Source organism: Nocardioides islandensis (genome assembly GCF_015352455.1).
In the GTDB taxonomy this organism is placed as follows: domain Bacteria; phylum Actinomycetota; class Actinomycetes; order Propionibacteriales; family Nocardioidaceae; genus Nocardioides; species Nocardioides islandensis.
Genome location: NZ_JADKPN010000012.1, coordinates 149940 through 176768, shown reverse-complemented (window position 1 = coordinate 176768; position 26829 = coordinate 149940). Strand labels below are relative to the sequence as shown.

The 26829-nt window shown below is 71.6% G+C and carries 27 protein-coding genes; 15 read left to right on the top strand and 12 right to left on the bottom strand.

The genetic code is table 11. The features are described from left to right. Nucleotides 1-138: 138 nt before the first annotated feature. Both ISU07_RS18175 and ISU07_RS18170 read right to left on the bottom strand, forming a co-directional pair. Nucleotides 139-1554 carry a hypothetical protein gene (locus tag ISU07_RS18175; protein ID WP_194708237.1) on the bottom strand — a complete coding sequence of 472 codons (1416 nt, stop codon included), beginning with the start codon at nucleotides 1552-1554 and terminating at the stop codon, nucleotides 139-141. Nucleotides 1555-1584: 30 nt separating this feature from the next. After that, complete coding sequence (locus ISU07_RS18170; RefSeq protein ID WP_228522130.1) at nucleotides 1585-3237, bottom strand: alpha/beta hydrolase; 1653 nt, start codon at nucleotides 3235-3237, stop codon at nucleotides 1585-1587. 231 nt (nucleotides 3238-3468) lie between these two features. Here ISU07_RS18170 and ISU07_RS24900 point away from each other — a divergent pair, with 231 nt between their 5' ends. Together ISU07_RS24900 and ISU07_RS18160 are read left to right on the top strand one after the other, a co-directional pair. Beyond that, nucleotides 3469-5904 carry a GMC oxidoreductase gene (locus ISU07_RS24900; RefSeq protein ID WP_323742695.1) on the top strand — a complete coding sequence of 812 codons (2436 nt, stop codon included), beginning with the start codon at nucleotides 3469-3471 and terminating at the stop codon, nucleotides 5902-5904. Continuing rightward, entirely contained in the window at nucleotides 5901-7739 is a 1839-nt protein-coding gene (locus tag ISU07_RS18160) for a metallophosphoesterase family protein (RefSeq protein ID WP_194708236.1), read from the top strand. The genes ISU07_RS24900 and ISU07_RS18160 overlap by 4 nt, the downstream gene beginning before the upstream one ends. Before the next feature lie 75 nt (nucleotides 7740-7814). On the opposite strand, the gene ISU07_RS18155 is transcribed toward ISU07_RS18160, so the two are convergent. Genes ISU07_RS18155 through ISU07_RS18140 form a run of 4 tightly spaced genes read right to left on the bottom strand, consistent with a single transcriptional unit; the run spans nucleotide 7815 to nucleotide 11352 of the window. Further along, complete coding sequence (locus tag ISU07_RS18155) at nucleotides 7815-8147, bottom strand: TfoX/Sxy family protein (protein ID WP_194708235.1); 333 nt, start codon at nucleotides 8145-8147, stop codon at nucleotides 7815-7817. Nucleotides 8148-8178: 31 nt separating this feature from the next. Continuing rightward, nucleotides 8179-10044 carry a calcium-binding protein gene (locus ISU07_RS18150; protein ID WP_194708234.1) on the bottom strand — a complete coding sequence of 622 codons (1866 nt, stop codon included), beginning with the start codon at nucleotides 10042-10044 and terminating at the stop codon, nucleotides 8179-8181. A 12-nt stretch (nucleotides 10045-10056) separates the two neighbouring features. Then, nucleotides 10057-10950 (bottom strand): LLM class flavin-dependent oxidoreductase, encoded by an 894-nt coding sequence (locus ISU07_RS18145; RefSeq protein ID WP_194708233.1) that lies wholly within the window; start codon nucleotides 10948-10950, stop codon nucleotides 10057-10059. A gap of 9 nt (nucleotides 10951-10959) precedes the next feature. Further along, nucleotides 10960-11352, bottom strand: coding sequence for a nuclear transport factor 2 family protein (locus ISU07_RS18140; protein ID WP_194708232.1), 393 nt, complete (start codon nucleotides 11350-11352; stop codon nucleotides 10960-10962). 82 nt (nucleotides 11353-11434) lie between these two features. On the opposite strand from ISU07_RS18140, the gene ISU07_RS18135 reads away from it, so the two are divergent. Then, on the top strand, nucleotides 11435-11872 hold the full coding sequence (locus ISU07_RS18135) for a MerR family transcriptional regulator (RefSeq protein WP_194708231.1): 438 nt from the start codon (nucleotides 11435-11437) through the stop codon (nucleotides 11870-11872). A gap of 19 nt (nucleotides 11873-11891) precedes the next feature. On the opposite strand, the gene ISU07_RS18130 is transcribed toward ISU07_RS18135, so the two are convergent. Both ISU07_RS18130 and ISU07_RS18125 read right to left on the bottom strand, forming a co-directional pair. Further along, nucleotides 11892-12623, bottom strand: coding sequence for an FAD-binding oxidoreductase (locus tag ISU07_RS18130; RefSeq protein ID WP_323742694.1), 732 nt, complete (start codon nucleotides 12621-12623; stop codon nucleotides 11892-11894). Beyond that, nucleotides 12616-13224, bottom strand: coding sequence for a sulfite oxidase-like oxidoreductase (locus ISU07_RS18125; RefSeq protein WP_194708230.1), 609 nt, complete (start codon nucleotides 13222-13224; stop codon nucleotides 12616-12618). The genes ISU07_RS18130 and ISU07_RS18125 overlap by 8 nt, the downstream gene beginning before the upstream one ends. Nucleotides 13225-13315: 91 nt before the next feature. Between ISU07_RS18125 and ISU07_RS18120 the strand changes: the two genes are divergently transcribed. Together ISU07_RS18120 and ISU07_RS18115 are read left to right on the top strand one after the other, a co-directional pair. Continuing rightward, complete coding sequence (locus tag ISU07_RS18120) at nucleotides 13316-13885, top strand: dihydrofolate reductase family protein (RefSeq protein WP_194708229.1); 570 nt, start codon at nucleotides 13316-13318, stop codon at nucleotides 13883-13885. 89 nt (nucleotides 13886-13974) lie between these two features. Continuing rightward, nucleotides 13975-14349: a cupin domain-containing protein gene (locus ISU07_RS18115; RefSeq protein ID WP_194708228.1), complete on the top strand. Its 375-nt coding sequence runs from the start codon at nucleotides 13975-13977 to the stop codon at nucleotides 14347-14349. Here the strand turns inward: ISU07_RS18115 and ISU07_RS24895 are convergent. Both ISU07_RS24895 and ISU07_RS18105 read right to left on the bottom strand, forming a co-directional pair. Then, on the bottom strand, nucleotides 14303-15898 hold the full coding sequence (locus ISU07_RS24895; protein WP_323742693.1) for an HD domain-containing phosphohydrolase: 1596 nt from the start codon (nucleotides 15896-15898) through the stop codon (nucleotides 14303-14305). The genes ISU07_RS18115 and ISU07_RS24895 overlap by 47 nt on opposite strands. A gap of 19 nt (nucleotides 15899-15917) precedes the next feature. Then, nucleotides 15918-16544: a hypothetical protein gene (locus ISU07_RS18105; protein WP_194708227.1), complete on the bottom strand. Its 627-nt coding sequence runs from the start codon at nucleotides 16542-16544 to the stop codon at nucleotides 15918-15920. Between the two features lie 38 nt (nucleotides 16545-16582). Between ISU07_RS18105 and ISU07_RS18100 the strand changes: the two genes are divergently transcribed. From ISU07_RS18100 to ISU07_RS18065, 8 genes are all read left to right on the top strand, one after another. Then, nucleotides 16583-17104, top strand: a complete 522-nt coding sequence (locus tag ISU07_RS18100; RefSeq protein ID WP_194708226.1) for a MarR family winged helix-turn-helix transcriptional regulator — start codon at nucleotides 16583-16585, stop codon at nucleotides 17102-17104. 48 nt (nucleotides 17105-17152) lie between these two features. Then, on the top strand, nucleotides 17153-18256 hold the full coding sequence (locus tag ISU07_RS18095) for a sensor histidine kinase (protein WP_194708225.1): 1104 nt from the start codon (nucleotides 17153-17155) through the stop codon (nucleotides 18254-18256). Continuing rightward, nucleotides 18253-18918 carry a response regulator gene (locus tag ISU07_RS18090; protein WP_194708224.1) on the top strand — a complete coding sequence of 222 codons (666 nt, stop codon included), beginning with the start codon at nucleotides 18253-18255 and terminating at the stop codon, nucleotides 18916-18918. The genes ISU07_RS18095 and ISU07_RS18090 overlap by 4 nt, the downstream gene beginning before the upstream one ends. 87 nt (nucleotides 18919-19005) lie before the next feature. Continuing rightward, nucleotides 19006-19881 (top strand): CPBP family intramembrane glutamic endopeptidase, encoded by an 876-nt coding sequence (locus ISU07_RS18085; RefSeq protein WP_194708223.1) that lies wholly within the window; start codon nucleotides 19006-19008, stop codon nucleotides 19879-19881. Nucleotides 19882-19957: 76 nt separating this feature from the next. After that, on the top strand, nucleotides 19958-20569 hold the full coding sequence (locus ISU07_RS18080) for a GyrI-like domain-containing protein (protein WP_194708222.1): 612 nt from the start codon (nucleotides 19958-19960) through the stop codon (nucleotides 20567-20569). Between the two features lie 12 nt (nucleotides 20570-20581). Continuing rightward, nucleotides 20582-21574 (top strand): potassium channel family protein, encoded by a 993-nt coding sequence (locus ISU07_RS18075; RefSeq protein WP_194708221.1) that lies wholly within the window; start codon nucleotides 20582-20584, stop codon nucleotides 21572-21574. 99 nt (nucleotides 21575-21673) lie between these two features. Beyond that, the gene (locus tag ISU07_RS18070) at nucleotides 21674-23074 is read left to right on the top strand and encodes an FAD-binding oxidoreductase (protein ID WP_194708220.1); all 1401 of its coding nucleotides are present in this window, start codon (nucleotides 21674-21676) and stop codon (nucleotides 23072-23074) included. Beyond that, the gene (locus ISU07_RS18065; protein ID WP_194708219.1) at nucleotides 23067-23897 is read left to right on the top strand and encodes a hypothetical protein; all 831 of its coding nucleotides are present in this window, start codon (nucleotides 23067-23069) and stop codon (nucleotides 23895-23897) included. The genes ISU07_RS18070 and ISU07_RS18065 overlap by 8 nt, the downstream gene beginning before the upstream one ends. A gap of 73 nt (nucleotides 23898-23970) precedes the next feature. Here the strand turns inward: ISU07_RS18065 and ISU07_RS18060 are convergent, their stop codons facing one another. Both ISU07_RS18060 and ISU07_RS18055 read right to left on the bottom strand, forming a co-directional pair. Next, entirely contained in the window at nucleotides 23971-24366 is a 396-nt protein-coding gene (locus ISU07_RS18060; protein WP_194708218.1) for a VOC family protein, read from the bottom strand. A gap of 65 nt (nucleotides 24367-24431) precedes the next feature. Next, nucleotides 24432-25457 (bottom strand): calcium-binding protein, encoded by a 1026-nt coding sequence (locus ISU07_RS18055; protein WP_194708217.1) that lies wholly within the window; start codon nucleotides 25455-25457, stop codon nucleotides 24432-24434. A 194-nt stretch (nucleotides 25458-25651) separates the two neighbouring features. Here ISU07_RS18055 and ISU07_RS18050 point away from each other — a divergent pair, with 194 nt between their 5' ends. Together ISU07_RS18050 and ISU07_RS18045 are read left to right on the top strand one after the other, a co-directional pair. Then, a complete protein-coding gene (locus tag ISU07_RS18050; protein ID WP_323742692.1) occupies nucleotides 25652-26254 on the top strand; it encodes an RNA polymerase sigma factor in 603 nt (200 codons plus the stop codon). Next, nucleotides 26247-26828 (top strand): anti-sigma factor, encoded by a 582-nt coding sequence (locus tag ISU07_RS18045; protein ID WP_194708216.1) that lies wholly within the window; start codon nucleotides 26247-26249, stop codon nucleotides 26826-26828. The genes ISU07_RS18050 and ISU07_RS18045 overlap by 8 nt, the downstream gene beginning before the upstream one ends. The last annotated feature ends 1 nt before the right edge of the window (nucleotide 26829 follow it).

The following is a 26829-nucleotide window of genomic DNA, read 5'->3' as shown; positions in this document are numbered from 1 at the left end:
AGAACGGTGGCCGTGGCCGGCCTCGCACCTCAACCACCGAGAACGGTGGCCGTGGCCGGCCTCGCACCTCAACCACCGAGGGAGAGGTGGTTTCGAGGCTCGGGCCTGGCGGCCCTCACACCTCAACCACCGGAGTGGCTATCCGTGCCAGAGGCCGTCGTGGGCGGCTTGGCGGGTGTACTGGGAGGGGTCGAAGAAGCGGTCGTAGTACTCCATCTCGAGGTGGCTGAACTGGAGCCACATGCCGCCGGAGTAGAACGCGTCGACGTGGGCGGGGAAGCGGCCGTAGGTCTCGTACAGGTAGGTGCAGGCGTCCTTGACGTACTGCACCTGCCGGTCGCCGATGTGCGTGCCCTTGGCGACGTACGCCTCCGCGTCGGCCTTGTTCCGGTACGGCGAGGACCAGACCTCGGGGTTGCCGTACGCCGACCCGTTCGGGCCGTACTTCATCTCCATGACCTTGTCGACGGCCTCGTCCATCGACTTCACGTACGGCGGCGTCAGGCCCTCGAGCACGCCGTCGATGCCGACGGGGTTGGGCTGCGACGCCGGCACCGGCGCCCAGGGCTTGAGGGTCTTGGGCTGCTCCATCCGGAAGCCGAGGCCGTGCCAGTCCTTGGCCGGCTCCTTCTGCCAGATGTACGGCGTGAAGACGGCGCCGTGGATCCACCCGCCGAGGCCCATGGCCTGGCCGAGCAGCATGAGGTTCTGGAAGTAGAAGAAGCTCTCGTAGTCGGTGCGCAGGGTGTGCCCGAAGCCGATCGGGACGACGTTGTCCTTGTTCACGAACTTGTTGCGGACGTACTTCAGGCCGCCGATCGGCTGGTACGGGATCTTCATGCTGGGCCGGACGAACCCGCCGGCCTTGACCATCCACTCCACGAAGCCCTTGGGGTGGAACGGGCGCCAGTCGTCCATGAACATCGAGCGCTTGCCGTCCGGCTCGTTGGCGATGATCAGGAGGGCGTTGATGTACTGCCAGGTGCAGTCGATGACGGGGTAGAACAACGTCGTGCCGGCGACGTTGGAGGCCTGGGCGTTCCAGCCGAGGTAGTACGGCCACTCGCGCGGGAACTCCAGCCGCTTGTCGGAGATGCGGACCTTGCACTGCTCGGCGTACGACAGCCAGTCGTCGTCGCTCCACTCCGCCCAGTTCCGCGGCCGGGCGTTGAGCGCCTCGAGAGCAGCGGTGCCGGTCGGGTGCTTGAGCAGGAAGATCCCGTCGTCGTTGATCATGAAGAAGTGCGTCGCCTGGCAGTTGTCGGCGCTGCTGCCGGTGCGGGCGAGCACGTTGAGGAACGGCGTGCCGAGCTCGGGGCTGCCGTTCGCCTTGGTCAGCGGGCCGTCGTGGGTGGTCTTGCCGACGATGCCGGTGATGCAGGTGACGAGGATGGCCTCCTCGAGCGGCGACAGCGGCGCGGGCTCGTTGTGGCTCTCGTGGGTGAGCGGCCCGGCGTTGACCGAGAAGCCACGCGGGATGCGGCGGGTGCGCCGCTCGGTCAGCGCCGACATGAGCGGGTAGGAGAACAGGTCCTCCATGGACGGGTGGGTCATCGTGCTCCCGGTGCGGGTGAAGGTGTGGGGTCAGTTGAAGCGGTCGAGCTCTGCGGTGATGACGGGGTAGACGTCGCGAGCGGCGTCCTTGCCGATGAAGAGGTCCATGTGCGCGTAGCCGGGGATGACCGTGCGCGTGTAGAGGTCGGGCCCGTTCTTCTCGACGAGGTAGTCGAAGGTGAGCTTGCTCCCCTCGGGCGTGAACAGCCGGTTCTTCTCGCCGTGCAGGAACGAGATCGGCACCTTGAGGTTGTCGGTGGCGGGGAGGTAGGCCTCCTGGCCGTCGTGGGTGACGGCGTGGTCGGCCCGCAGGATCCGGGTGATCTGCCGGAACGTCGTCATGTTCGCGACGCCGAACGCCTCGTGGAGATGCTCGTGGGTGGCGTCGTTGAGCTGGTCGTGGTCGTAGACCTCGCCGTACATGAACATCACCCGCCGGCAGAACGGCAGACCGCAGTCCTCCTCGCCGGACGGGTACAGCTGGAGCGCGCGGTCGTAGAGCTTCTCCGCCCACGAGGGGTCCTCGCCCGGGTCGGTGTCCAGGGTGTCGATGCCGAGTCCCTGGATCACGTTGCCGGCGTAGATCCCCGAGCGCAACTCGTTGAGCACGCCCGCCCGCGGGTGCAGCGTCACCTGGGAGGCCACCGAGTGCCGCACGCCCTCCAGCCCGAGCGCCAGCGACATGAGGAGCGTCAGCGAGCCGATGCAGTGCGCCATCACCTGCACCGACTCAGCGCCCGAGACCTCACGCACCTTCGCCACCGCGGCGGGATAGTCGTACGCCGCGATGTCGTCGAGCGTGAACTGGGTGCCGCCCGACTCCAGCGACGGGCTGGCGCGGTAGTCGAGCACCCACACGTCGTACCCGTGCTCGACGAGGTACTCGGGGAAGTTCGTGTCGGTCGTGTCGATCGTGTAGGCGTACGACGACGTGCCGAAGCCCGGGCTGAGGATGACCGGGCCCTTGGGGCCGCCGTTGAACCGGGTCAGTCGCAGCTCGACGTCGTCCTCGGTGCGGAAGAAGTGCACGTCGGGCGGCGGCGTGCGCAGTGGCCGGTGCTCGCGCGGCGGGGCGTCCGGGTTGAAGGCGCTCGGCCGGGCGAACACGCCCCCGAACGACTCGTTGAGCGACCCGGCGAACATCCGGCTGAACGTGGCCAGCGCGCCGAGCCCGCCTCTCATGGTCGTCATCTGCTTGGCGAAGTCGGCGACGTGGATGGTGACGATGCCCTTGGCGGCGACCGGGCCGTCCTCCCCGCCCTCGTGCACCGTGACGTAGAGGGTGGTGGTGTCCTTCCAGAGGTCGAGGCCCTTGTCGTCGTGGATCTGCTTGAAGCCCTCGAGGTGGAAGCGCCGGCCGTCTTCGGTGACCAGCGGCATGGCGTACAGCATCTGCCGGGCGCCGGCGTGGTCGGCGTCGCGTGTCAACAGGTTGAACCGGCCGTCCTCGACCTTCATCGGCGTGGCCGAGAGCGCCGGCGCGGTGACCGTTCCCTCGAGCCGGGCCTCGTGCTCGGGCTCGTCGACGAGCCGGTCGACATCGTCGGCGGTCACCGTCACGGTGAACTCCAGCGGCGAGTCGTCGGCCTTGCCCTGCTCGAAGCCCGCCGTGTAGTCGTCGACGGCCGAGGTGGACGCGAACCCCCGCATCGTCTCGGTGAACTGCACTCCGGAGCCGCTCACGTCACCCTGCCATTCATGGGCCGATCCTGAACGCCCGAGCAGTTTCGGACGCGTTCCATCGCGCAGGCTATCCCCGAACACAGGCGTTCGGGAGACTGCTCACGGACATGGATTCCGCAATGGTCATTTCGGACCGTTGGCTGTCCGCGGACCTGCGCGAACCATGGTCAACCGGAGCGTCGCTCGGCTAGCGTCGGGGCGACGAGAACAGCGGCGAGCGGGGAGCATCGAGTGACGGTCGAGCGGGTCGATGTCGTAGTCGTCGGGTCCGGGTTCGGCGGGTCGGTGACGTCCTACCGGATGGCGTCGGCGGGCCGTTCCGTCGTCGTGCTGGAGCGCGGGCGGGCCTACCCGCCGGGCAGCTTCCCGCGCACGCCGAGCGGCATCTCGCACAACTTCTGGGAGCCGGCGGCCGGACGGCACGGGCTCTTCCAGATGTGGAGCTTCGCCGGCCTCGACGGCATCGCCTCGGCCGGCCTGGGCGGCGGGTCGCTGATCTACGCCAACGTCCTGCTGCGCAAGGACGAGAAGTGGTTCGTGCACGAGCAGGCGCTGCCGAACGGCGGCTACGAGAACTGGCCGATCTCCCGCGCCGACCTCGACCCGCACTACGACGAGGTCGAGAGGATGATCGGCGCCTCGGCGTACCCCTACACCGACACCCCGAAGACCAACGCCATGCGCGAGGCCGCCGACGGGGCGGGCCTGTCGATGATGCTGCCACCGCTGGCCATCAGCTTCTCCCGCCGCCCGGGCGAGGAGCCGGTGCGGATGGGGGAGATCCCCGACCCGGAGTACGGCAACGTCCACGGCCTCCCGCGGGCCACCTGCGTGGGCTGCGGCGAGTGCGACCTGGGCTGCAACTACGGCGCCAAGAACACCCTCGACCACACCTACCTGTCCGCCGCGCAGCACGCCGGCGCGGACATCCGCGTCCGTCACGAGGTCAAGGGCTTCCGGCCGCTGGACGGTGGCGGCTACGAGGTCACCTACGTCGTGCACACCGGGCAGGACGGCGAGCCCGCGGTCGACCTGCCCGTCCAGACGATCGAGTGCGAGCGCCTGGTGCTGGCCGCCGGCACGTTCGGGTCGTCGTACCTCCTGCTCCGCAACCGCGCGGCCCTGCCCGGCCTGAGCGACGCGCTCGGCACCCGCTTCTCGGGCAACGGCGACCTCCTCGGGTTCGTGATGCAGGCCATGGACGGAGAGGTGGGCCGCCAGCTCGCCGCCAACACGGGGCCGGTCATCACCAGCGCGATCCGCGTGCCAGATGACATGGATGGCGAGTCGGACGGGGACGGAACGAGGGGCCACTACATCGAGGACGCGGGGTACCCCGCGTTCGGCGCCTGGCTGGCCGAGACGACCGGCGCGCTCGGCACGGTCGGACGGGCCGCCAAGTTCGCGACGGAGCGCCTGGTCGGCACCCTCACCGACTCCGACGCCACGAGCGTCGGCGCCGACCTGGCGCTGCTGCTCGGCGACGCCCGGCTGACCAGCACCTCGCTCCCGCTGCTGGGCATGGGCCGCGACGTCCCGGACGGCGTGCTGCGCCTGCGCGAGGGCCGGCTGGAGGTCGACTGGACGACCGAGACGTCGCTGGAGTACTTCAACGGCGTCCGCGGGACCATGCGCACCATCGCCGAGCAGCTCGGCGGCACGTACGCCGACAACCCGCTGTGGTGGGTCAAGCGCGTCATCACCGTGCACCCGCTCGGCGGCGCCCCGATGGGCCGCCACGACCGGGAGGGCGTCTGCGACTCCTACGGCGAGGTCTACGGCCACCCGGGGCTCTACGTGCTCGACGGCGCGCTGCTGCCCGGCCCCGTCGGCGCGAACCCGTCCCTGACCATCGCCGCCGTGGCCGACCGTGCGTCGACCCACCTGCTGGAGACGACCGCCGCGTCGTCCCACATCGCGCCCGCGCCGGCCGAGGACCTCCCTCAGGCCACGTCGGAACCGCAGGCCGAAGACGTCGCACCGGGTCTCGTGACAGGCGCTAGCGCGCCTTCCTCGACCAGCAGTGCGGGAGCGAGCGGGATCAGGTTCACCGAGCAGATGAAGGGCTTCGCGGCCCTCGGCGTCGACGACCCGCAGGCCGGGCACGACGCGGGCAAGAAGGCCCGCGAGCGGATGATGTTCGAGCTCACGATCAGCGTCGACGACGTCGACCGGTTCGTGTCGGAGCCGGGACACCAGGGCCGCGCCGAGGGGTACGTCGAGTGCGACCTGCTCGGCGGCCGGCTGGACGTGGAGCGGGGCTGGTTCAACCTGTTCGTGGAGGCCGACGACCCCGACGAGCGCAAGATGCTCTACCGGCTGTGGTTGACCGGCCCCGGTGGCAACCCGATGACGTTCACCGGGTTCAAGGAGGTCCGCGACGAGCCGGGCCTGGACGTCTGGCGGGACACCTCGACGCTCTACGTGAGGGTGCTGGAGGGCCACGTGGACCCGGACGCGGGAGACGACGGCGTACCCGTCCTCGGCGCCGGCATCATCACCATCCACATCCCCGACTTCATGAAACAGCTGACCACCTTCCGGACGTGGGGCGACCATCGCATCGGCGCGATGGAAGGCTTCGGGAAGCTCTTCCTCGGGCAGCTGTGGGAGGTCTACGGCCGGTTCGCGACCCACGACGAGGTCGAGCCCGAGGAGGCGCGGTGAAGCGAGCGGAGCTGGCCGAGCACTTCATCGAGCTGAACTTCGAGCCCCAGGACGCCTGCCGCTGGCTCTCCCCGAGCGAGCTGCGCACGTTCCTGGCCTCGACGCTGTCGATGATCTTCGGCAACTACGCCGACAAGCGGGAGCTCCAGAAGGTCTTCGACAGCAACCTGATCACCATCCCGGCCGAGGGCGAGGAGCTCGCGGAGGGCGAGGACCTCTGGATCGACTACACCGCCGACGTCGGCGACGGGTTCGAGGCGACGTACACGGTCGCCGCCCTGCTCGGTCAGGACACCCTGCGCGTCGACGGGTACGACGGCGAGCTGCCGCGCGGCAGGATGCTCGTGCTCGGCGGCGACGAGGTCTACCCGCGCGCGAACACCAAGGCCTACGAGGACCGCACCGTCGGCCCGTACCGCTCGGCGATGCCATGGGCGACGCCGCAGCCGCTGATGCTGGCGCTGCCGGGCAACCACGACTGGTACGACGGGCTGACGGCGTTCCTGCGGCTGTTCACCCAGGACCGCACGATCGGCGGCTGGCGCACCGAGCAGAAGCGCAGCTACTTCACCGTCCAGCTGCCGCACCGCTGGTGGCTGGTCGGCCTGGACAGCCAGCTCGACGCGTACTTCGACGACCCGCAGCTGAAGTACTTCGAGGAGACGCTCACCGCCAACCTCCAGCCCGGCGACAGCGTGATCGTCTGCGCCGCGACGCCGGCCTGGCTGAAGTCGTCCTCCGGGCACCCGGACGCGTTCAACGGACTGGAGTGGTTCGAGCGCAACTTCGTCACCAGCCGCAAGGTGCACGGCAGCGACCCCGAGCCGACCGGCGCGCAGGTCCGGCTCTGGCTGAGCGGCGACAAGCACCACTACATGCGCTACGCCGAGCAGCTCGAGCCCGGGGAGGCACCGGAGACCGCGCGGCAGATGGTCACCTGCGGCCTCGGCGGCGCCTACCTCGACACCACGCACGAGCTCGCCAAGGAGCTCCAGCTGCTGCCCAACGCGTCGCGCAACTGGCGCGAGGGCGACAGCGAGGCGAAGTTCGTGCAGCAGCCCGCGACGTACCCGAGCATCGACGAGTCCCGCGCCTGGGTCGGCCGCCTCGGGATGCCCTGGCGCGCGGAGTGGATCGTGCGCCGCAACCCGGGAGTGTTCACGGTGTTCGCGATGGCGCAGTTCACGTTCTTCCTGCTCCTGCTGCTGATCTTCTGGCAGGGCATCCAGGCCAAGAACAACGGCCGGATCATCGACGCCTACATCTCCGCCTCGCCGGAAGTCCTGCTGCGGTTCACCGGCGGGTTCCTGGCGGTGCTGCTGCTGGCGTTCGCGATCTGCCTGCTGCCGATGCTCCGGCGTCGACCACCCCTGCTCCCGATCAAGGCGATGATGCTGGTGCTCAGCCAGCTGGGCACCGCGTGCGCCTGCTTCGTCGGGTTCGGCCTGTTGCCGTCGGGGATCTTCGGCGGGCTCGCGGCCTGGTTCAAGTTCTTCATCGTGATCGTCGGGGTGTCCGTCGTCGGCGGCGTGATCGGCGCGTTCTTCCTCGGCGTCTGGATCGTCATCTACATGAGCAAGGGGCTGACGGCCTGGGCGATGATGGGCCAGGCCATCGAGGAGGGCAAGGGCTTCCTGCGCATCAAGCTCTCGCCCGACGGCCGGCTGACGATCTACCCGATCGTCACCGAGAAGCTGGTCCGCGAGTACGACATCAGCCCCAAGATGGTCCTCACCTCGAGCGGCCGCTTCACCAAGATCGCCGTCCCCTCGGAACCGCTGCCCACCCCGCGCCTCATCGAGCAGCCGTACCAGGTCCTCCCGACGTCGCACTGACCCGCTGGTCGAGGAGGGACGAAGTCCCGCCACGAGACCTCTGGACCTCGCTCGCGCGACCTCCTCGACCAGCGATCACTTGGGCGGGAGCGACCGGGCGTACGCCGCCCCGCGCGCGACCCAGGTCGCCAGGACGTCGTCGTCCTCGACGGCATCGGCGTCCACCCGCAGCCACCCGGCCATGCCCTTGCCGCGCATCTCGAACTCCCGCGCGCCCGGCTCGGCCAGCAGCGTCTCGGTCTCCCCGGGGTCGCAGCGCAGCATCAGCCCGCCCTGGCCGCTCGCCGCGACGGCCATGTGGCCGCCGATCAGGAACGCCAGCCCGCCGAACATCTTCATCTCGGTGAGGTTCTTCTCGCCCGCGACCTCGGCGCGGATGCGGTCGGCCAGGTCCTCGTCGTACGCCATGGAACCATCCTGACGCAGCCCGCCGACAGGATCAGATGAGAGTCTCGACCTTGGTGACCTCGTCCACGTTGTCGACCTTGGCCCTGTCCTTGCCCGGCCCGCCGCGCACCTTGTCCTTCACCCCGTCGTTGGCCAGCAAGGTGTCCCTCCCGCCCTGACCGTCCATGATGTCGAAGGCCTTGTTGCCCGCGAGGTTGTCGTTGTTCTCGCCACCACGCAGCTTGTCCCGGCCGGTGCCCCCACGGAGGTGGTCGTCGCCGTCCTCGCCCTTGATGTCGTCGTCGCCGCTCTGGCCGTCCACGTCGTCGTTGCCGGGGCCGGCCTCGACCTCGTCGTCACCCTGGCCGCCCTTGATGACGTCCTTGACGTCCTTCTCGCCGGCGAGCGAGCAGTCGACCTCGGAGAACGCGAGGCCGGCGATCCCGTGGATCTGGAGGAACTGTGCGTCGGGGATGCCCGTGCTGCCGCCGATGATCAGGTCCGAGAAACCGTTGCCGTTCATGGTGTCCTTGCCGCCGCAGCCGTACATCGCGTTGCGCGTGTCGCTGCCCTCCATGGTGTCCGGCCCGCTGCCGCCGAGCATGAACCGCCCCCCGTTAAGCACGTCGTGGTCGGGGCCGCCGAGGAGCAGGTCCTCGACTCCCTCGCCGGCGGTGAGCGTGTCGAGGCCGGTACCGCCCGCCAGGAGGTCGTTGCCGGCGCCGCCGTTGAGCGAGTCGTCGTCCGCCTGGCCGAGGAGCGTGTCGCTGCCGTCGGCCTGCGTGCTCGTCGAGCAGTCCACCTCGGCTGGCTGACCGGTGACGCCGAGCGCAGCCAGGATGTCGGCGTCGCTGACCGCCGGACGGTCGCCGGTGAGCCCGTCGTCACCCCCCGCGCCGGTGAGCTGGTCGTCTCCACCACAGCCGTACGCCGCCTGGGCGAGGTCGTTGCCGATCATGATGTCCGTGCCGCTGCCGCCGAGCTGCCACGTGCCGCCGGTGATCGTGTCGTTGCCAGGGCCGCCGAACGAGAGCTCGCCGGCGGTGCCGCCGGGCTCCAGGGTGTCGTCGTTCTCCCCACCGAACAGCACGTCCCGGCCGTCGCCGCCGACGAGCCGGTCGTCCCCACCGAGCCCGCGAAGGGTGTCATCGCCGCCGAGGCCGCACATCACGTCGTTGCCGGGGGTGCCGACCAGGACGTCGGGGCCGGCCGTCCCGATGTGCGTGCAGTCACCGATGAGCATCTGCAGGTCGAACGAGGCGCTCGCCGACTCCGACTCGTTGATCAGGCCCGCGGACGCGGCGCCCTCGAAGGTGATCGTCGTGCCCGCGCCCGCCGTGAAGTGGAAGTCGATGCTCTGTCCGGGCCCGGGACAGGTCACCTCGATAGGAGAGCCGTCACCGGGGGTGACGCGTGCGTGCGCCGCACTGTCGGTGCACGGTGCGCCCGACACGTCGATCGTCCCGGTCACCGCCACGTTGACCGGCAGCGCTCCGACCGCGAAGTCCATCCCGAACTCGGACACGCTGCTCGCGGAGCTGAGGCTCACTCCGGAGGAGATGCCGCTCGAGCCCTTGGCTGTGATCTCGAGCCCGACCGATGTCGTCTGGGTGGAGACGGCGAGGCTTCCGGCCGCGTGGACGGCGCCTTCGGTGGAGGAGCCTCCGGCCGAGAAGCTGGTCCACCCCGTCTCGCTCTTCTCGTCGCAGCCTGGCGCGCCCACGATCGTCGCGTCGTTGGCACAGGCCTCGACCGTGGCGTGGCTGGACATCACCGTGGGGGCGACGGCCTTCGCCGCCGCGGGTCTGGCCCGGGCCTCCTCGTCGACGCCGACGAGGCTGAGGGCCATCAGGCCGGTGACTGCTGACAGGCGGAGAGCGGTGCGCGCGGGAATCGCACCCGCGAGGGCGGTGTGCATGTCCGGAACGTACTACCGGTCCAGGTCCGCCAACACCCGCCCGACCAGCTCGATCGAGTCGGCGGTGATCGGGTCGAGGCACAGCTGGACGTGGGTCGCGCCGGCGTCGGCCAGCCCGCGCAGGTGGTCGGCCAGCCCGTCCGGGGCCACGGTCGCGACGCGGGCGTCGTACTCGTTGCCCATCAGCCGCCCCGTCCCGCCGACCGTCACGAGCACCGCGCAGGTGGCCTCGACGTACCTGCCCTCCGGCATGACCGCGTCCACCTCGGCCTTGACCTCGGCGAACCGGTCCACGCGGTTCTCGTAGATGCTCCACCACACGTTCCACTGGTCCACGACGGGCAGCCCGATCGACAGCATGCGCGGGCTGTTCGATCCGAGCATGATCGGCGGGCCGCCGGGCGCGACGGGCCGCGGGTCGAGCACGCAGTCCTCGACGTCGTAGTACGTGCCGTGGAACGTCGTCCGTCCCTCGCGGAGCAGCCGCTCGATGATCGTCAGCGCCTCCTCGAACCGGCTCACCCGACGGTCGAAGGGGAAGCCGTACGCCGTGTACTCGCGCTGGTTCCAGCCCGCTCCGAGCCCCACGATCAGCCGGCCCCCGGAGATCGCGTCGACGGTAGCCGCCTGCTTGGCCAGCATCGCCGGCGCGTGGAAGCTGGTCGACGCGACCAGCGGTCCGATCTCGACGCGCTCGGTGACGGTCGCGATCGCGGCCAGCGTCGTCCACGCCTCGTAGGGCCCGCGGGTGCTGCCGTCCTTCAGGTCGTACAGCAGGTGGTCGCCCACCCAGATCGAGTCGAAGCCGCTGGCTTCGGCCAGCCGGGCGAGGTCGAGGTACTCCGGCCACGGCACGAACCGCTCCACCTCGGGCAGCTGGACGCCGATCTTCAGGGGACGAGGCATGGGGTGAATCTAGGCACCGGCAGCGGCCACCGCCTCGACGGGGGCGCCCACCATCACCTCGTGCTGGCGGACGATGAGCCCGTCGGCCAGGTCGGCCAGCACGTTGGACACCACGACGTGCTGCCCGGGGAACTCGCAGTCGAACGTGAACGCGGCGGCGTCATCGGTCACGACCGCCCGGCGGATCGACACCTTCGCGCCGGCGGACACCGCGTGCTGCCACATCATCCGCAGCGGCTGCTTGCCCCGGTGCGTCAGCGGCCGGCCGGGCGGGTTGTCGGGGGTGACCATGGTGAGCTCGACGTCATCGGCGTACTGCGCCAGCAGCGCCTCGATGTCCCACGTGTCGAAGCCGCGTGCGTACCCCGCGGCGTCAAAGGTCCTGCCTGTCCGGATCGTCATCTCTTCCTCCTTCATCGGGATGTCGTACGGCGCTACCGTGGCGGTTGAAGCGCGCTTGAAGGCAAGAGGTCTGATGGGTCCCGTGTCCGGACTGACGATCGGTGAGGTCGCTCACCGGGCCGGCCTCGCGCCGAGCGCGGTCCGGTACTACGAGTCGCTGGGTCTGCTGCCGACCCCACCGCGGCTGCACGGAGAGCGGCGCTACTCCGACGAGGTGTTCGGCACGCTGGCCTTCATCGCCGTCGCCCAGGCCGCCGGCTTCACGCTCAAGGAGATCCAGGTCCTCGCCGCACACACCAACGCATCCGGCCTGGCGTCGGCGATGCAGGTGCTGGCCGAGCAGAAGCTGGCCGAGGTCGAGGCCACCCTTGCCCGCGCAGCCGCGATGAAGGAGTGGCTGCAGGTCGCCCGGACGTGCGGCTGCACCGACCCCGCCGAGTGCAGCCTCTTCCTCAGCGACTCCGCCGATGGCCGGGCGACGCTGCCGCTCGTCGACGCCGACGGGTGCCGCCGGGCCTGAGCGTGCCGAACCTCGACGCCTAGCCCGTCGCGCCGAACTGCTCCACCCGGATCCGATCCACCGGTACGCCGCACTCCATCAGCAGCGCCTCCCCGAGCTGGGCGAACCGCGAGGACCCGCAGACGTACACGACCTCGACCCCGTCGAGCAGCGGCATCAGCTCCGCCGCGGTCGGGGGCCCGGGCGGTCGGCCCGACGACGGCGATCGGGTGAAGGCGGTGACGGCGCCCGCGCGCCGCAGCTCGTCGACGTACGGGAGCTCTTCCTCGCTGCGCCCCACCGCGAGCACGCGCACCAGGCCCGGCTGGCCGGACCGACGGGCGGCGCGGGTCATCGCGACGGCGGGGACGACGCCGGTGCCCCCGACGACGCAGAGGGCCGGAGTGCGCGTGTCCCAGGTGAACCAGCGGCCGATCGGTCCGCGCAGCTCGAACACGTCGCCGACCTCGGCGACGTCCGCGAGGAACTCCGAGACCTCGCCGCCGGGCAGCTTCTCGACCAGGAACTCGACGAGCGGGTCGCTGTCGTCGGAGGCGACGGAGTACGAGCGCTGCGCGGTGTAGTCGTCGGGCGCGCGCAGCCGGATCAGGTAGTGCTGGCCCGGCCAGAGGCGCTGGCGGTCCTCGACGTACATGCGCAGCCGCACGGTCGTCGGGGTCGGCAGCTCCTTCTCGATGATCCGCCCGGTCGTCCACACCGTGGGCCGCGGCGTGACGTCCTCGATCGAGGCGGAGGCAGGGGAGTCAGTCACCCTGGTACCGCTGCTCGCGCCACGGGTCCCCGCGGTCGTGGTAGCCGTTGCGCTCCCAGAACCCCGGCCGGTCCTCGGCCATCAGCTCCAGCCGGGTGATCCACTTCGCGGACTTCCAGAAGTACAGGTGCGGCACCAGCATCCGCACCGGCCCGCCGTGCTCACGCGGCAGCGGCCGGCCGTCGTGCTCCCACACGATCCACGCCTTGCCGCCGGTGACGTCCTCGAGCGGGATGTTGGTCGTGTACCCGGTCGTCGCGTGCGCCATCACGAACTTCGCGTCGTCGCCGGGTCGCGCGATCTCCAGCAGGGTGTCCACGCTGATGCCGGTGAACGTCGTGTCGAACTTCGACCACGTGGTCACGCAGTGGATGTCGCCGAAGTACGTCGACCCGGGGAGTGCGTGGACCTGCCGCCAGTCCCAGGTCGTCGGGTTGTCGACGAGCCCGTCGACCGTCAGCGTCCAGGTGTCGGTGTCGACGCGCGGCGTCGCCTCGGCGGTGAGCACCGGCCAGCCCTGGCCGGTGTCGTACTGCCCGGGTGGCAGCCGCCCCTCCGGGCCCTCGGGACGTTTGCGGAAGAAGCCACGCGTCACGGGCACGGGCACAGCCTAATGATCGGCTGGGTGTCGGACGGTGCCGTACTCGTTCGTGGAGACAGCAGACACCCACCCATCGACCCAGGAGCACCCCATGGCCACCACCCGCCTCTACATGTCCATGTCCCTCGACGGCTTCATCGCCGGCCCGAACGAGACCGACGACCACGGTCTCGGCGACGGCGGCCTGCGCCTGCACGACTGGATCCTCGAGGGCCCGACCAGCGACGCCGACCGGCAGGTGGTCGACGAGATGATGGCGTGCCGGGCGATCGTCGCCGGCCGCGGCACGTTCGAGCCCGCGGAGGGCTGGGGCGGCGACCACCACGACGGGATCCCGATCTGGGTGCTGAGCCGGCGACCGCGCCCGGACTGGACCAAGGACTGGCCGCTGGTCACCTACGGCAACGACGTCGAGGCGGCGTTCGCCGCGGCGCGCGAGGCGGCCGGCGACGGCGTCGTGCTCGTGCACGGCGCCGCGGTCGCCGTCCGGGCCCTGCAGGCGGGGGTCCTCGACGAGCTCGAGATCCACCTCGTCTCGGCGTTGATGGGGGAGGGTCGGCCGCTCTTCGCCGGTCTCGGCCTCGGGCCGCACGAGCTCGACCGGGTGCGCGTCGTCGAGGGGGACGGCGTCACGCACCTGCGGTACCGGGTGCGCCGCTGACGCGAAAGATGGGGTAAACGCCCCATGAGCACAGGCCTGCGCCGGCCGACGCTGGAGGTCCGAGGGACAACCAGCGAGAGGAGACAGCGATGCCGAAGGTGTCGAAGCAGACGGTGCCGGGCGAGGAGATCGGCGTGGGCACGGTGTGGCAGCAGGTCGTGGACGGGCACGAGATCGCCTTCCTGAGCCTGCGCGAACAGGCCGACCTGGCCCCCCTGCTGCGCGGGCTGCCGGGCGACCGGTGCACCTGCCCGCACTGGGGGTACGTCACGGCCGGGCGGATCACGTTCACGTTCGCCGACCACGCCGAGACGTTCGAGGCCGGCGACGGGTTCTACGTCGGACCGGGGCACAGCCCGACGATGGAGGCCGGCACCGAGTACGTGATGTTCAGCCCCGAGGACCAGATGGCCCCGGTCAACGCAGTGCTCGAGCGGAACCTGGCGGCGATGCAGTCGGCGTGACGAGCAGCCCGTGCTGGGTCGCGAACAACGCGGCCGCGGTCCGCGTCGAGGCGCCGATCTTGGCGTAGATGTGCTCGACGTGGTTGGCCACCGTCTTGCGGGAGATGACCAGCCGGTCCGCGATCTCCTTGGTGGTCAGCCCGCGCGCCACCAGGGAGAGCACGTCGACCTCCCGCGCGGTCAGCCCGGCCGGCCCGGCCACCCGGCGCGAGCCGGGCTGGCCGGCCGCCGACAGCACCGCTTCGACGGCAGCGCCGTCGAGGCGTCCGGCCCGTACGTCGGCGCGCAGCCGCGTGGCGGCTTCCCGGGGCGGGTGCGGCTCGCGGTCCGCACGCGGCTCCCGCAGCGCCTGGAACGCGTGGGCGGCCGCCAGCACCCGGGCCGGCAGCGAGACGGCCGGTCCGGCGAGGCCGGCCGGGTGTCCGGAGCCGTCCAGCCGCTCGGCGTACTGTGCCGCGAGGTCCCCGACCGGACGCAGCGCCGGCGACTGCCGGAGCATCCGGTGGGTGAGGTACGGGACGAGGTGCAGCCGCTCGCGCTCGCCGCGCGTCAGCGGCGTCCGCTTGTCGAGGATGGCGTTGGAGACGCCGAGCTTGCCGAAGCAGTGCACCAGCCCGGCCCGCCGCAGCAGGCGTACGTCGCCCTCGGGCAGTCCGAGCGCCCTACCCGCCTCGGCCGCCAGCTCCGCCACCGCCCGGGCGTGGCCGAGGGAGTACGGCGACTTGAGGTCCACGAAGTCCGCGACCGCCAGCAGTGCCGCGTCGACCTCGTCCTCGGTGAGCACGATCGCCAGCGCCGGCTCCGAGCCGATCACCGCGTCCCACGCGTCGACGGTGTCGAGCTCGGCCAGCAGCAGGTCCGCCTCGCCGACCAGGGCGTCGGCCAGGTACGGGTCGAACTCCTTGCCCTTCCCGTTCCGCAGCAGAGCGCGGGCGCCCTCGATCCCGCCGACCCGGTGCGCGACCTCGACGAACTCCCCGATGAGAGCGAGCCGGGCGGCGAGAGGGACGTCGTCGCCGCCGAGCTCGCCGGGGTACCCGCGGCCGTCCCACTGCTCGTACGACGCGTCCAGCGCGGCCAGGGTATCCGGCGCCAGCCCGAGGTCCTCGCCGAGCCGCCGGGCCATCCGGGCATGGTGCTCGATCATGGTGCTCAGGTCACGGTGCCCCGACACCGCGAACTCCAGTCCCAACCGGAACCGGTGCGCCATCCCCCCGCCCGACCCGAACTGCCGCAGGGTGGCCACCGCGCCCTGCAGCTTGTGGTGGGCGTGCGTGTACTTGTCCGCCTTGAGCAAGATGTCGTCGCCGAACCACTTCGCCTGCTCGTGGGCGTCCGAGTGGCACCCCACGTTCGTGAGGAGGGCCGTGTAGTAGACGGCGACCCGCCCGTCCTCCTCGACCCCCACCCGCTCCGCGAGCCGCAGGGCGATCAGGCACTGACGGAGCACGTGCTCCATCGGCTGGTCGAACCCGAGGTCGACGCCGAGCGACAGGGCGGCGACGATCTCCGCCAGCCGGACGCGCCCGAGACCCTGAGGGCCACCCACGCCACGAGGGTACGCGCGGTCAGCCCAGGTCGCGGGCGGCCTGTTGTGACGTTTCGGTGAGGGATGACCACGCCGCCTCGAGCTCGGCCACGGCCAGCTCGGGCGTCGTCGCGGCCACCGTCAGGTTCGAGGTCACCCGGCCGTGCACGGCGCTCACGGTCGCCAGGTAGTCCGTGCCGCCGGCCCGCTTGCAGGACGTCGCCATCAGCTCGTCGTACGCCGTGGTGTCGATGTCGCCGATCACCGTGCGCGCCCCGTCGCAGCCCCAGAACACGGCGAACGCGTCGGCCGCCCTCGTCGCCTGCGCCGGGGTGCGGAAGATCTTGACGGCCGCGCCCCATGACCCGCGCTTGCCGGTGTCGAGCAGGTAGTAGAAGTCCCACGACATGGAGGCCAGCCGTCCCTCCAGCACCGTCGTCGGCCCGGGGATCGGGTGGCCCACGTAGAACGTGCCACCGTCGAAGCTCCCGCCGGCCGGCGCGGTCAGCCCGGCCAGGATCCCCCGGGCCTTGGCCGCGCTCATCTGGTGCCCGGCCGTGGCCGTCGGGCTGGTCGACGGAGCCGACGCCCGGCTCGAGTCCTCGTCCGTGCAGCCGGCGACGACCAGCGTGAGCGCCGCGACCGCCACCCCGAGGATCCGCCTCATCCGTCGCACAATATGTGCTCGTGGCATACATTTCCACCGTGGACCACGACGTCAACGTCATCGGCGCGGCCGCGCTGCTCCTCGCCGACCGGATGCGGGCCGCGGTCGAGGCGACGACGCGGCTCCGGGGCGAGACCGCGTCGGCCCTGACGGCCCTGCTCGCCTGGGGCGACGGTCTGCCGATCGAGGCGCTGGCGTCCGGCCTCCACCTCAGCCACTCCCGTACCGTCCGCGTCGTCGACGCGCTGGAGGCGCGAGGCGACGTCGTGCGCCGCCGTGACCCGGCCGACCGCCGTCGGGCCGTCGTCGCCCTCACCGCCCAGGGCCGGCGCGCAGCGACGCGTGTGCTGAAGGCCCGCGAGGCGGCTCTGCAGGATGCCCTGTCCTCGCTCTCGGCGGCCGAGGTCGGTGCGCTGGCGGGCGCCGGGTCGACCCTCCTGGCGGAGGCGGCCACCACCCGGGCCGAGGCGCGCCACCTCTGCCGATGGTGCGACGTGTCCGTGTGCGGGTTCGACGACGGACGGTGCCCGTCGATCCCGGAACGTGCGCCGGCCTTCTAGGTCTCCAGACAGAGGTGGGCCGACGCCCGCCCCGCGTAGCCTCGCGCCATGAGACGCCTCGACCGCTTCGTCGACCCGCTGATCGCGGTCGTCGCGGTGGCCCTGGCGCTGGCGTCCCTGCTGATGACCGACCCCGACAGCATCGACCCGCGCCTGCACGACCCCGACGTGCTGTCCGCGGTGGCGACGGTGCTCGCGGCGGGCTCGCTGGCCTGGCGGCGACGCCGGCCCGTGGCGTCGTACGCCGTCTTCGTGACGGGCGCCCTGGTGGTCAGCGGCACCTTCCACTACATCGGCCTGCTGTCGGTGCTGATGCTGCTCAGCCTGTTCTCGCTGGCGACCTACGGCAGCCGCCGCGAGGGGGTCGTCGGCCTCGGCGCGGGGATCGCCTGCTTCGTCGGGCTGGGGCTCGCGGGCGTGCCGGACCTGCGGACCAAGGACGTGCTGCTGGCCCTCTCCCTCCTGGTGGCGGCGTGGGCGATGGCCGAGGCGCTGCGGGCGCGCCGCGAACAGCAGAGCGAGCGCGTGCGGGCCGCGGTCACCGAGGAGCGGCTGAGGATCGCGCGCGAGCTGCACGACGTCGTGGCGCACAGCATGTCGCTGATCGCCGTGCAGGCAGGCGTCGGGGCGCACGTCATCCGGACCGACCCGGACGCCGCGGAGCAGTCCCTCGGCGTCATCGCGGACACCAGCCGGAAGGCCCTCGAGCAGACGCGGTCGATGCTCGGCATGCTCCGCGAGCAGGGGGAGGACGGTGCCCGGCCCCCGACCCAAGGACTGGACGACCTGCCGTCCCTCATCGAGGACGTCCGCGCCGCCGGGCTGTCGGTCGGGCTCGACGCGCCCGGCACGGTGGAGGGACTGGACCCGGCGGTGTCGCTGGCGGCGTACCGCATCGTCCAGGAGTCCCTCACCAACGTCATCAAGCACTCGGCCGCGTCGACGGCGACGGTCGCGGTCTTCCTCTCGGGTGACCGTCTGGAGATCGACGTCAGCGACCCCGGGCCGCCACGACCGGGCGGTACCTCGGGTGGTCACGGCCTCCGCGGGCTCGACGAGCGCTCCCGGCTGGTCGGGGGAGTGCTGACGTACGGCGACCGCGGCGACGGCTTCCTCGTGCACGCGTCGCTCCCGGTCGGCGGCGGCCGGTGAGTACGCCCATCAGGGTCGCGGTGGTCGACGACCAGGACCTCGTGCGCGCCGGGTTCGTGCTGCTGCTCGGGTCGTCGCCCGGCATCGAGGTCGTGGGAGAGGCGCGCGACGGGCTGGAGGCGGTGACGCTGTGCCGCCGTACCGCGCCCGACGTGGTGCTGATGGACGTGCGGATGCCGCACCTCGACGGCCTGGCCGCGACCCGGACGATCCTGGCCGACCCGGCCTGCGCCGCGACCCGCGTGCTGGTCCTGACGACGTTCGAGGAGGACGACCTCGTGCTGGAGGCGCTGCGGTCCGGGGCGAGCGGGTTCCTGGTCAAGGACACCCGGCCCGAGCAGCTGCTCGAGGCCATCGAGGTCGTGGCGGCCGGGGAGGCACTGCTGCACCCCCGCGTCACCCGACGGCTGATCGAGCGGTTCGCCGCCCTGCCGTCCGGACGCTCCGCCGTCGACGACGGGCTGACCGACCGGGAGCGCGAGGTGCTGCTCGCGGTCTCACAGGGGCTGTCCAACCAGGAGATCGCCGCTTCCCTCCACCTGGGGTACGGCACCGTGAAGACGCACGTGAGCCACCTGCTCACCAAGCTGGGCTTCCGCGACCGAGCGCAGCTGGTGATGTACGCCTACGAGTCCGGACTGGCGGTCCCGGGACGCGGTTGACCGCCTCGTGACTCTGTCTGGAGACGTGGTCAGGTCGGGCCTCCCGGCAGACGCGCCGGACCTGGCCTCGACGCGAGGCTTCGGGACATGAACACGAACCCGACCCGGACCCGCTCGCCCCTCCGCGAGATCGCTGCGTACGCCGGCCTCGCCTACGGCCTCGCCCTGGCCGTCGCCGTCGCCCTGCCCGACGCCCAGATCAACCTGTTGCTCAGCGTGATGGTGCCGACCGTGGCCGTCACGATCCTGACCTTCACCTACTTCGAGAAGGGGGAGCGCCGCGCACTCTGGGGCTCGTTCGGGCTGCGCCGCCTCGGTCTCCGCACTTGGCTGCCCGCCCTCTTCCTGCCCTTCCTCCTGTGCGGGGCGGCGTACGGAACGGCGCTGCTCGTCGGGGCCGGTGAGCTGACCGACGTGCACGTCACCGTCGCCGGCGCGCTCGACTGGACCCTCAACCTGGTCGTCGGCCTGGTCATCATGACCGTCGTCATCATGGGCGAGGAGATCGGCTGGCGAGGCTACCTGCTGCCGCGGGTGCAGGAGCTCACCGACAAGCGCCGCGCCGCCGTCCTCACCGGACTCATGCACGGGCTGTTCCACCTGCCGCTGATCTGCCTGGCCACGACCTACGACACGGGCGGCAACCGCTGGATCACCGCCCCTGCGGCCGTCGTCACCATCACCGCCGGCGGCGTCTTCTACGCCTGGCTCCGCGACCGTTCAGGCAGCATCTGGCCCGTCGCCGTGGCCCACAACTCGGTCAACACGGTGTTCGACATGGGTGCCTCCCTCGTGGTGGCCAGCTCGCCCGCGAGCCTGGTGTACGTCGCCGGCGAGACCGGCTTCGCGACCCTCGGCGCGTGCGCCGCGATGGCCGTCGTCGTGCTGATGCGGGCCAAGGTCTGGCGGACGACCGAGGTGCCCGTGGCGGTGTCACGGCCCGCGGAGCCCGTGCGGGCGTGAGGCCCTTGGGCCCGGGTCCTCCGACCCTGGCCAGGGCCCCCGGGCGGCGGGACGCTCGGAGCAGGAGGGCATTGCGATGAACGACGTCCGCACCGACACCGTCGAGTCCCTGTACCGCGCCACCGAGACCCCGAGGCTGGTCCGGGTCCCGCCACTGAAGTTCCTGTGCCTGGACGGCCGGGGCGGCCCGGACAGCCCGGAGTTCGCCGGGGCCGTCCAGGCGCTGTACACGCTGTCGTACGGCGCGAAGTTCGCGCTCAAGAAGGCGGGCGGACCGGTCTACCGCGTCTCCCCGCTGGAAGGCCTGTTCTGGGCCGAGGACCCGGCGGTCTTCATCCGCGGCGACAAGAGCGCGTGGGGCTGGCGCCTGATGATCCGCCAGCCCGACGAGGTCGACGGCGAGCTCGTCGGCCGGGTGGCCGAGGAGGCGTCGCGGAAGCGGGGGATCGCCGCACTGGTCGACGTCCGCCTCGTCACCTGGGAGGAGGGGCCGGCGGCACAGGTGCTGCACGTGGGGCCGTACGCCGCGGAGGGTCCGACCATCGCGCGGCTCCACGCGTTCCTGGCCGAGCAGGGGCTGGTCTTCGACGGGCGCCGGCACCGGCACCACGAGATCTACCTCGGTGACCCGCGCCGGGCGGCCCCGGAGAAGCTGAGGACGATCATCAGGCAGTCGTACGCCGGGTGAGGGGCGGCAGCGATGGAGGGACTGCTCCGGATCCGCACCGCCGTGGTCGGGCTGGTCGGCGTGACCGTCTTCGGCACCCTCGGCTACCTGCTGCTGGGGTTCACCCTCCTCGAGGCGCTCTACCAGACCGTCACGACCGTGGGCACCGTCGGCTTCCGGGAGGTGCACCCACTCGGCCCGGCGGGTCAGGTCTTCACGATCGTGCTGATCGTCGTCGGCGTCGGCACGGTCCTCTACAACCTCGGCGTGATCCTCGAGGCGGTCACCGAGGGTCACCTGCGCGAGCACCTGAGGAGGCGTCGGATGGACAAGAACATCGCTGCGATGACGAGCCACGTCGTCATCTGCGGCTACGGACGGGTGGGCCGTGCGGCGGCCGACTTCCTGACCGGCATGGGTCACGAGGTGGTCGTCGTCGACAGCGACCCGGAGCGGTTCGCCACGCTCGAGGGCACGGCGTACATCGTCGGTGACGTCACCGACGACGCGGTGCTGCGCGCTGCCGGCATCGAGCGCGCCCGGGCGTTGATCGCCGCGCTCGACACCGACGCCGACACGGTCTACGTCACCTTGTCGGCTCGCGCGCTCCGGCCGGACCTGGTGATCATCGCGCGGGCCCGGACGACGGGGTCGAAGGTCAAGATGGGCCTGGCCGGCGCCACCCGTGCGATCAACCCCCAGCGCATCGGCGGTCGCCGGATGGCGGTCTTCGCCCTCCAGCCGGAGGTCGCGGAGTTCCTCGACGTCGTGATGCACGACGAGGACCTCGACTTCCGCATCCAGGACGTCCACGTGGACGCCGGGTCCGACCTCGCGGACCGCTCGCTGGGCGAGCTCGACCTGCGCACCCGCACGGGCGGCCTGGTCCTGGCGCTGCGGCGCGGCGAGGGCGAGCAGTTCGTGCCGCACCCGAGCGACGAGTGCCTCGTCCGCGCGGGGTCGGTCCTGATCGCGCTCGGCACGCAGGCCGAGCTCGACGCCCTGGCGGCCCTGGGCCGCGCGTGACCGAGCTCGGGGAACCCGGTGGGTCGAGGGGATGTGCCGGGGGGAGCTACGGGCCTAGAGTTCTTCCGCCCCCCGCGCACGACTCCAGGGAGGCACGCCATGACCCAGACCGCCAGCGCCCCGATCTCGGACCTGCGCAGCCAGCTGCACGGCGACGTCGTCGAGGCCGGTGACCTGGCCTACGACGAGGCCAGGAAGGTCTGGAACGCCGCCATCGACCGGCGCCCGCTGGCCGTCGTCAGGTGTGCCGACGAGGCGGACGTCCAGGCGGCGGTGCGGTTCGCCGGGGCGCACGGCCTGGAGGTCGCCGTCCGCGGCGGCGCCCACAGCATGTCCGGCGCCTCGGTGGTCGACGACGGTCTCGTCATCGACCTCGGTGCGATGAACCAGGTGCACGTCGACCCGGACGCCCGGCGGGCGAGGGTGGGCGGCGGTGCCCTGCTCGGCGACCTCGACGCGGCCACGCAGGCGCACGGGCTCGCCGTACCCGTCGGCCTGATCAGCCACACCGGCGTCGGCGGCCTGACGCTCGGCGGCGGCATGGGCTGGCTCAGCCGCAAGCACGGGCTGGCCATCGACAACCTGGTCTCTGCCAGGGTCGTGACCTCCGCCGGCGAGCTGATGACCGCCTCCGACACCGAGAACCCGGACCTCTTCTGGGCCCTGCGCGGCGGCGGCGGCAACTTCGCGGTCGTGACGGAGTTCGAGTTCGCGCTGCACGAGGCCGGCCCGATGATCCAGTTCGGCATCGTGTTCTGGACGCTCGACCAGGGCGGTGAGGTGCTGCGCCACGCGCGCACGGTCATCGACTCGCTGCCGCCCGACGTCAACGTCGTCGTCGGCGGCCTGAACGCCCCTCCGGCCCCCTTCGTGCCGGCCGAGCACCAGCTCCAGCCCGGGTACGCCATGGTGGTCGTCGGCTTCGGGTCGGCCGAGGAGCACGCCGCCGTGCTCGAGCAGGCCCGCTCCGCCGTCCCGCCGGCGTTCGAGTTCGCGACGCCGATGCCGTACGTCGAGCTCCAGAAGATGCTCGACGAGGCCAACGGCTGGGGCTTCTTCTGCTACGACAAGGGCTGCTACGTGCAGGAGCTGTCCGACGGTGTCATCGACGCCCTCACCGAGCACTTCCCCCAGAAGGTCTCGCCGCTCTCGATCGTGCTCTTCTACCGCCTCGACGGCGCGTACTCCGCCGTCCCCGAGGACGCCACCGCCTTCAGCGGCGGTCGCTCACCGCGCTTCGGCGTGTTCATCATCGGCGTCTGCCCGGCACCGGAGATGCTGCCCGGCGAACAGGCCTGGGTCCGGTCCCTGGCCGAGGCGATGCGGCCGTACGCCGCCGCCGACGGGTCCTATGTCAACGGCTCGTCGGAGTTCGACGACGTGGACCCGGTGTCCGCGGCGTACGGCGCCGCCAAGTTCGCGCGCCTCGTCGAGCTGAAGGCGAAGTACGACCCCACCGACCTGCTCCACGGGAACGCGCGCGTGACGTCGGGTGGATGACCTGGCGGCCCGTGGCGCGCCGCTGGAGTACTGGTTCTTCCGGACCGACAGCGGGGACCTGTCGTTCCTGGTCGACCTGATCGTGCGTCGCGGTGAGCACCGGGCGGAGACACGCGTGGCGTCCCGTGTCGGCGACGTCGCCGGTGTGGAGCGAGCCTTCAGCGACACCTGGTCCGCCGACGCGCAGGGCATCCGGGCGGGGGAGAGCCACCTCGGCGCGTCGACCACCCGAGGGTGGGTCGGGGAGATCGCCTGGTCCCTCGACGTCGACCTCGGGCCGGACCGGATCCGGCCGCTGCCCCCGGCCCTGTCCTGGCTCCGTCCCTTCGACATGCAGCTCGTGAGCCGTCCGACGGCACGCTTCACGGGCTCGATCAGCATCGGTGGTCGCACCTGGACGCTGGAGTCACGCCCGGGGATGGTGAGCCACTACTGGGGTCGGGCGCTGCCCCGCCGCTGGACCTGGGTGTCGGTCACCGGGGAGGCGACGGAGCCCCGGCTGGAGTCGACCGTGCTGAGCAGCCGCATCTGGGGAACCCCGCTCGCGGTCACCTGCGGCTACTTCTGGCGCTCCGGCGAGCCTCCCGCGGGGCGCCCGGTGCTGGCGGTGATGCCCTTGAACGGTCTCGTGCGCAGCACCCCCGGCGCCCCGGGTGCGGCACGGGTGCGCGCCTGGCGGCCTCGCCGGTTCGCCGCCGACGTGGACTGCCAGGCGGCCGACGAGAGCTTCGCGGACCTCGGGGAGGGCATCCGCCAGTCGCTGGCCGCGGACGTCGTCGCGGACGGCCGGCGCCTCCGGGGTGCCCTGGAGTTCCGCGACTGAAGCCCGAGGGGCGGCGCCCTGACGGACGCCGCCCCTGACCGCGTCTCCCCCCGAATGACGCGGCCGCGGTGGGTCAGGCCGCGGGCGGAGCGAAGAGCTCCAGCGCGATGCCGTCCGGGTCCCGGAACGACAGGCCCGACCCGTAGTGCGCGTCGACGATCTCGCCTCGGGCGACGCCGAGCTCGTCGAGGCGGACGCTCCACTTCTCGAGCTCGGCCCGGTCCTCGCACGCGAACGAGACGTGGTCGAGGCCGGGGCTGCGCTCGTCGAACGGCGCCGCACCTGGTGCGACGTGCTCGTGCAGGCCGAAGAGGTGGCCGCCGCCGAGCGCGAAGACGGTGTGGTGGAAGGCGCCGGCCTCGACGTCCTCGTCGAGGACCGGAGCGCTGCCGAACAGGTCGGCGTACCAAGCGGTGCTGCGGGCCAGGTCGCTGACGGTGACGGCGATGTGGGTGATGCCGGGGAACATGGTGGATCTCCTTGGTGGTGGTGTGGTGGTGGTTGCTTCTCCGGTCGAGGCAGGCCGGAGGCCGGTCACGAGACCTGGATGTCCAGCAGCGCCCGGGCCTGGTCGCTGACCGCGACCTGGTCGTCGCCGCCGGACGTGTCGACGCGGAGCACGTCGGTCGGGTCGCCGCCGCTGACGCTGGTCCGGGCGGGCAGCCCGTCGACGGCCACCGCATCGCCGTCGGCCGAGACGCCGACCGCGTCGGACCCCGCCGTACCGGTCACCAGCACGGTGTCGTCGCGCGTGTCCGCGGCGCCGTTCGTGCCGGCGAGGTCGATGTCGGCCGTCGTGACCTCGGTACCGCTCAGGTCGCCGATGGTCACGGTGTCCACGCCGCCGAACGTCGCGAGGTCCAGCCGCTCGACGCCGTCGAGGTCCATCCGGATGGTGCCCTGGGCGCGCAGGAAGACCGCGCTCCGGCCGTTCGCCGACAGGGACATCTGCTCGTCCCCGTTGGAGCCGTTGAAGGCCAGGGTGTCGCGGCCGAGGCCTCCGTCGACGGCGTCGTTGCCCTCGCCGGGGTTCCAGGCGGCGGTGTCGTCGCCGTTCCCGAGCACCTCGACGTCGGTGCCGACCTGGCCGTTGACGACGTCCGACCCGTTCGCGCCGACGAGCCGGTCCGTGCCCGCTCCGCCGAGGAGGAGGTCGTCGCCGTTCCCGCCGTCCAGGAGGTCGCCGCCCGCGCCGGTCGCGACGACGTCGTCGCCGTTGCCGGCCGTCACCGTCATCGGTACGTCGGCCAGCACGCCTCCGCTGACCGTGCGGAGCTGGTCGTCGCCGTTGCGCAGGTCCACGCCCGCCGAGTGAAACGTGCCCGCAGCGAAGCGTCGCGTCCCGTTGCCGCCGCCCAGGTCCACGACCACGGAGTCGAGCGGGGAGAAGTCGATGCTGATCGCGTCGCCTGCGTTCGTGCCGGTGACCGTGAGAACGTCGCCGACGACACTCGCACCCGCACCCGCGGGCACCGCCTGGGCCGGTACGCCGGCCAACGTCGCGGTCGCCGCGATCGCGGTCGCCGCGGCCGCAGCTGCGGCCCTGTTCTGGATTCTCATGTTCTGCTCTCTCGTCTGATGGTCGGCCCCTGCCGACCGCTGGCCCCTCTACGGCGGCACACCGCTGCCGGTTCCCCGGGAACCGATCGGCGACCGGCCGCGTAAGCAGGCCTGTGGGACTCAGCCCGGCTTCGCGCACATCGGCTCCCGCGCGCTCGGAAGCCGACGGGTCACGCGCAGAACGGTGGGCTAGCGTGACGACCGTGGCCATGGACGACGCCGAGCTGGCGTCGCGGTTCGCATCCGGTGACGCGGACTCGGTCCGCGTCCTCTACCAGACCTACGGACGGCTGGTCTTCTCCGTCGCCTACCGGGTCCTGGGCGACACCGGCCTCGCCGAGGACGCCACCCAGCAGACGTTCGTGCAGGCCTGGCGCGGCGCCTCGTCGTACGACCCGAACCGGCCCCTCGGTGCGTGGATCACCACGATCGCCAAGCGCGTCGCCATCGACTTCTACCGGCGCGAGCGCAAGCACCGCCACCTCGTCGACGTCGACACCGCGGATGACCCAGCACTCATCACCCTGCCTCCGTCGCTCGACCAGCTCGAGGACGTGGCCGAGGTACGTCGGGCGCTCGACGAGCTCCCGAGCGCCGACCGCGACCTCATCCGCATGCAGCACTTCGACGAGCTCAGCCACGCCGAGATCGCCCGCGAGCTCGAGATCCCCCTGGGCACCGTGAAGTCCCGGACGTTCCGGGCCCACCGTCGCCTCGCGGGTCTGCTCGCCCACCTGCGCGCCGACCCGGGAGACTCGTCCCCGTCGGTCCGGCCGGAAGGGGGTTCAGATGGATGACTCCGACCTGACCCCGGCGGAGCGCGCCGAGATCGAGCGGATCGACCACGTCCTCGCCGACGAGGCCGTCTGGATGGAGCCGCCCGCCCACCTGCAAGAGGCCGTGGTGGCAGCCGTCGCCGCCGAGTCCGGTGCCCTCACTCGGCGCCGCCGTCTCCGCCTGGCCCTCGTCGGCGTCGCCGCCACTGTTCTCCTGGCCGTGGGCGTGACCGTCGGCGTCCAGCTGACTCGCGACGACCCGGTCCAGTTCGCAGCATCGCTGAGCGGCACCGAGCTCGCCCCAGACGCCACCGGCGACGTGACCATGACCAAGACCCCGAGCGGGTGGGACATCCGCCTGCACGCCACCGGACTGCCCCGACGCGAGGACGGCGAGTTCTACGAGGCCTGGCTCAAGGACGACAGCGGACTCCTGGTCCCGATCGGCACGTTCAACGACGGCCGTGAGGTCACGCTCTGGGCGGGCGTGCCCCCCAGCGCGTTCTCGACGATGACGATCACCCAGGAGGTCGCGGACGGCGACCAGACGTCCTCGGGCCAGGTGGTGCTGGTCGGCGAGGCGGAGGAGTCCTAGG

Coding starts and splice junctions, on each gene's coding strand:
- ISU07_RS18175 (WP_194708237.1), bottom strand. CDS start 1,554: ATGACCCACCCGTCCATGGAGGACCTGTTCTCCTACCCGCTCATGTCG.
- ISU07_RS18155 (WP_194708235.1), bottom strand. CDS start 8,147: ATGGCGTACGACGAGGACCTGGCCGACCGCATCCGCGCCGAGGTCGCG.
- ISU07_RS18150 (WP_194708234.1), bottom strand. CDS start 10,044: ATGCACACCGCCCTCGCGGGTGCGATTCCCGCGCGCACCGCTCTCCGC.
- ISU07_RS18145 (WP_194708233.1), bottom strand. CDS start 10,950: ATGCCTCGTCCCCTGAAGATCGGCGTCCAGCTGCCCGAGGTGGAGCGG.
- ISU07_RS18140 (WP_194708232.1), bottom strand. CDS start 11,352: ATGACGATCCGGACAGGCAGGACCTTTGACGCCGCGGGGTACGCACGC.
- ISU07_RS18120 (WP_194708229.1), top strand. CDS start 13,316: ATGGCCACCACCCGCCTCTACATGTCCATGTCCCTCGACGGCTTCATC.
- ISU07_RS18115 (WP_194708228.1), top strand. CDS start 13,975: ATGCCGAAGGTGTCGAAGCAGACGGTGCCGGGCGAGGAGATCGGCGTG.
- ISU07_RS18105 (WP_194708227.1), bottom strand. CDS start 16,544: ATGAGGCGGATCCTCGGGGTGGCGGTCGCGGCGCTCACGCTGGTCGTC.
- ISU07_RS18095 (WP_194708225.1), top strand. CDS start 17,153: ATGAGACGCCTCGACCGCTTCGTCGACCCGCTGATCGCGGTCGTCGCG.
- ISU07_RS18085 (WP_194708223.1), top strand. CDS start 19,006: ATGAACACGAACCCGACCCGGACCCGCTCGCCCCTCCGCGAGATCGCT.
- ISU07_RS18080 (WP_194708222.1), top strand. CDS start 19,958: ATGAACGACGTCCGCACCGACACCGTCGAGTCCCTGTACCGCGCCACC.
- ISU07_RS18075 (WP_194708221.1), top strand. CDS start 20,582: ATGGAGGGACTGCTCCGGATCCGCACCGCCGTGGTCGGGCTGGTCGGC.
- ISU07_RS18070 (WP_194708220.1), top strand. CDS start 21,674: ATGACCCAGACCGCCAGCGCCCCGATCTCGGACCTGCGCAGCCAGCTG.
- ISU07_RS18060 (WP_194708218.1), bottom strand. CDS start 24,366: ATGTTCCCCGGCATCACCCACATCGCCGTCACCGTCAGCGACCTGGCC.
- ISU07_RS18055 (WP_194708217.1), bottom strand. CDS start 25,457: ATGAGAATCCAGAACAGGGCCGCAGCTGCGGCCGCGGCGACCGCGATC.
- ISU07_RS18045 (WP_194708216.1), top strand. CDS start 26,247: ATGGATGACTCCGACCTGACCCCGGCGGAGCGCGCCGAGATCGAGCGG.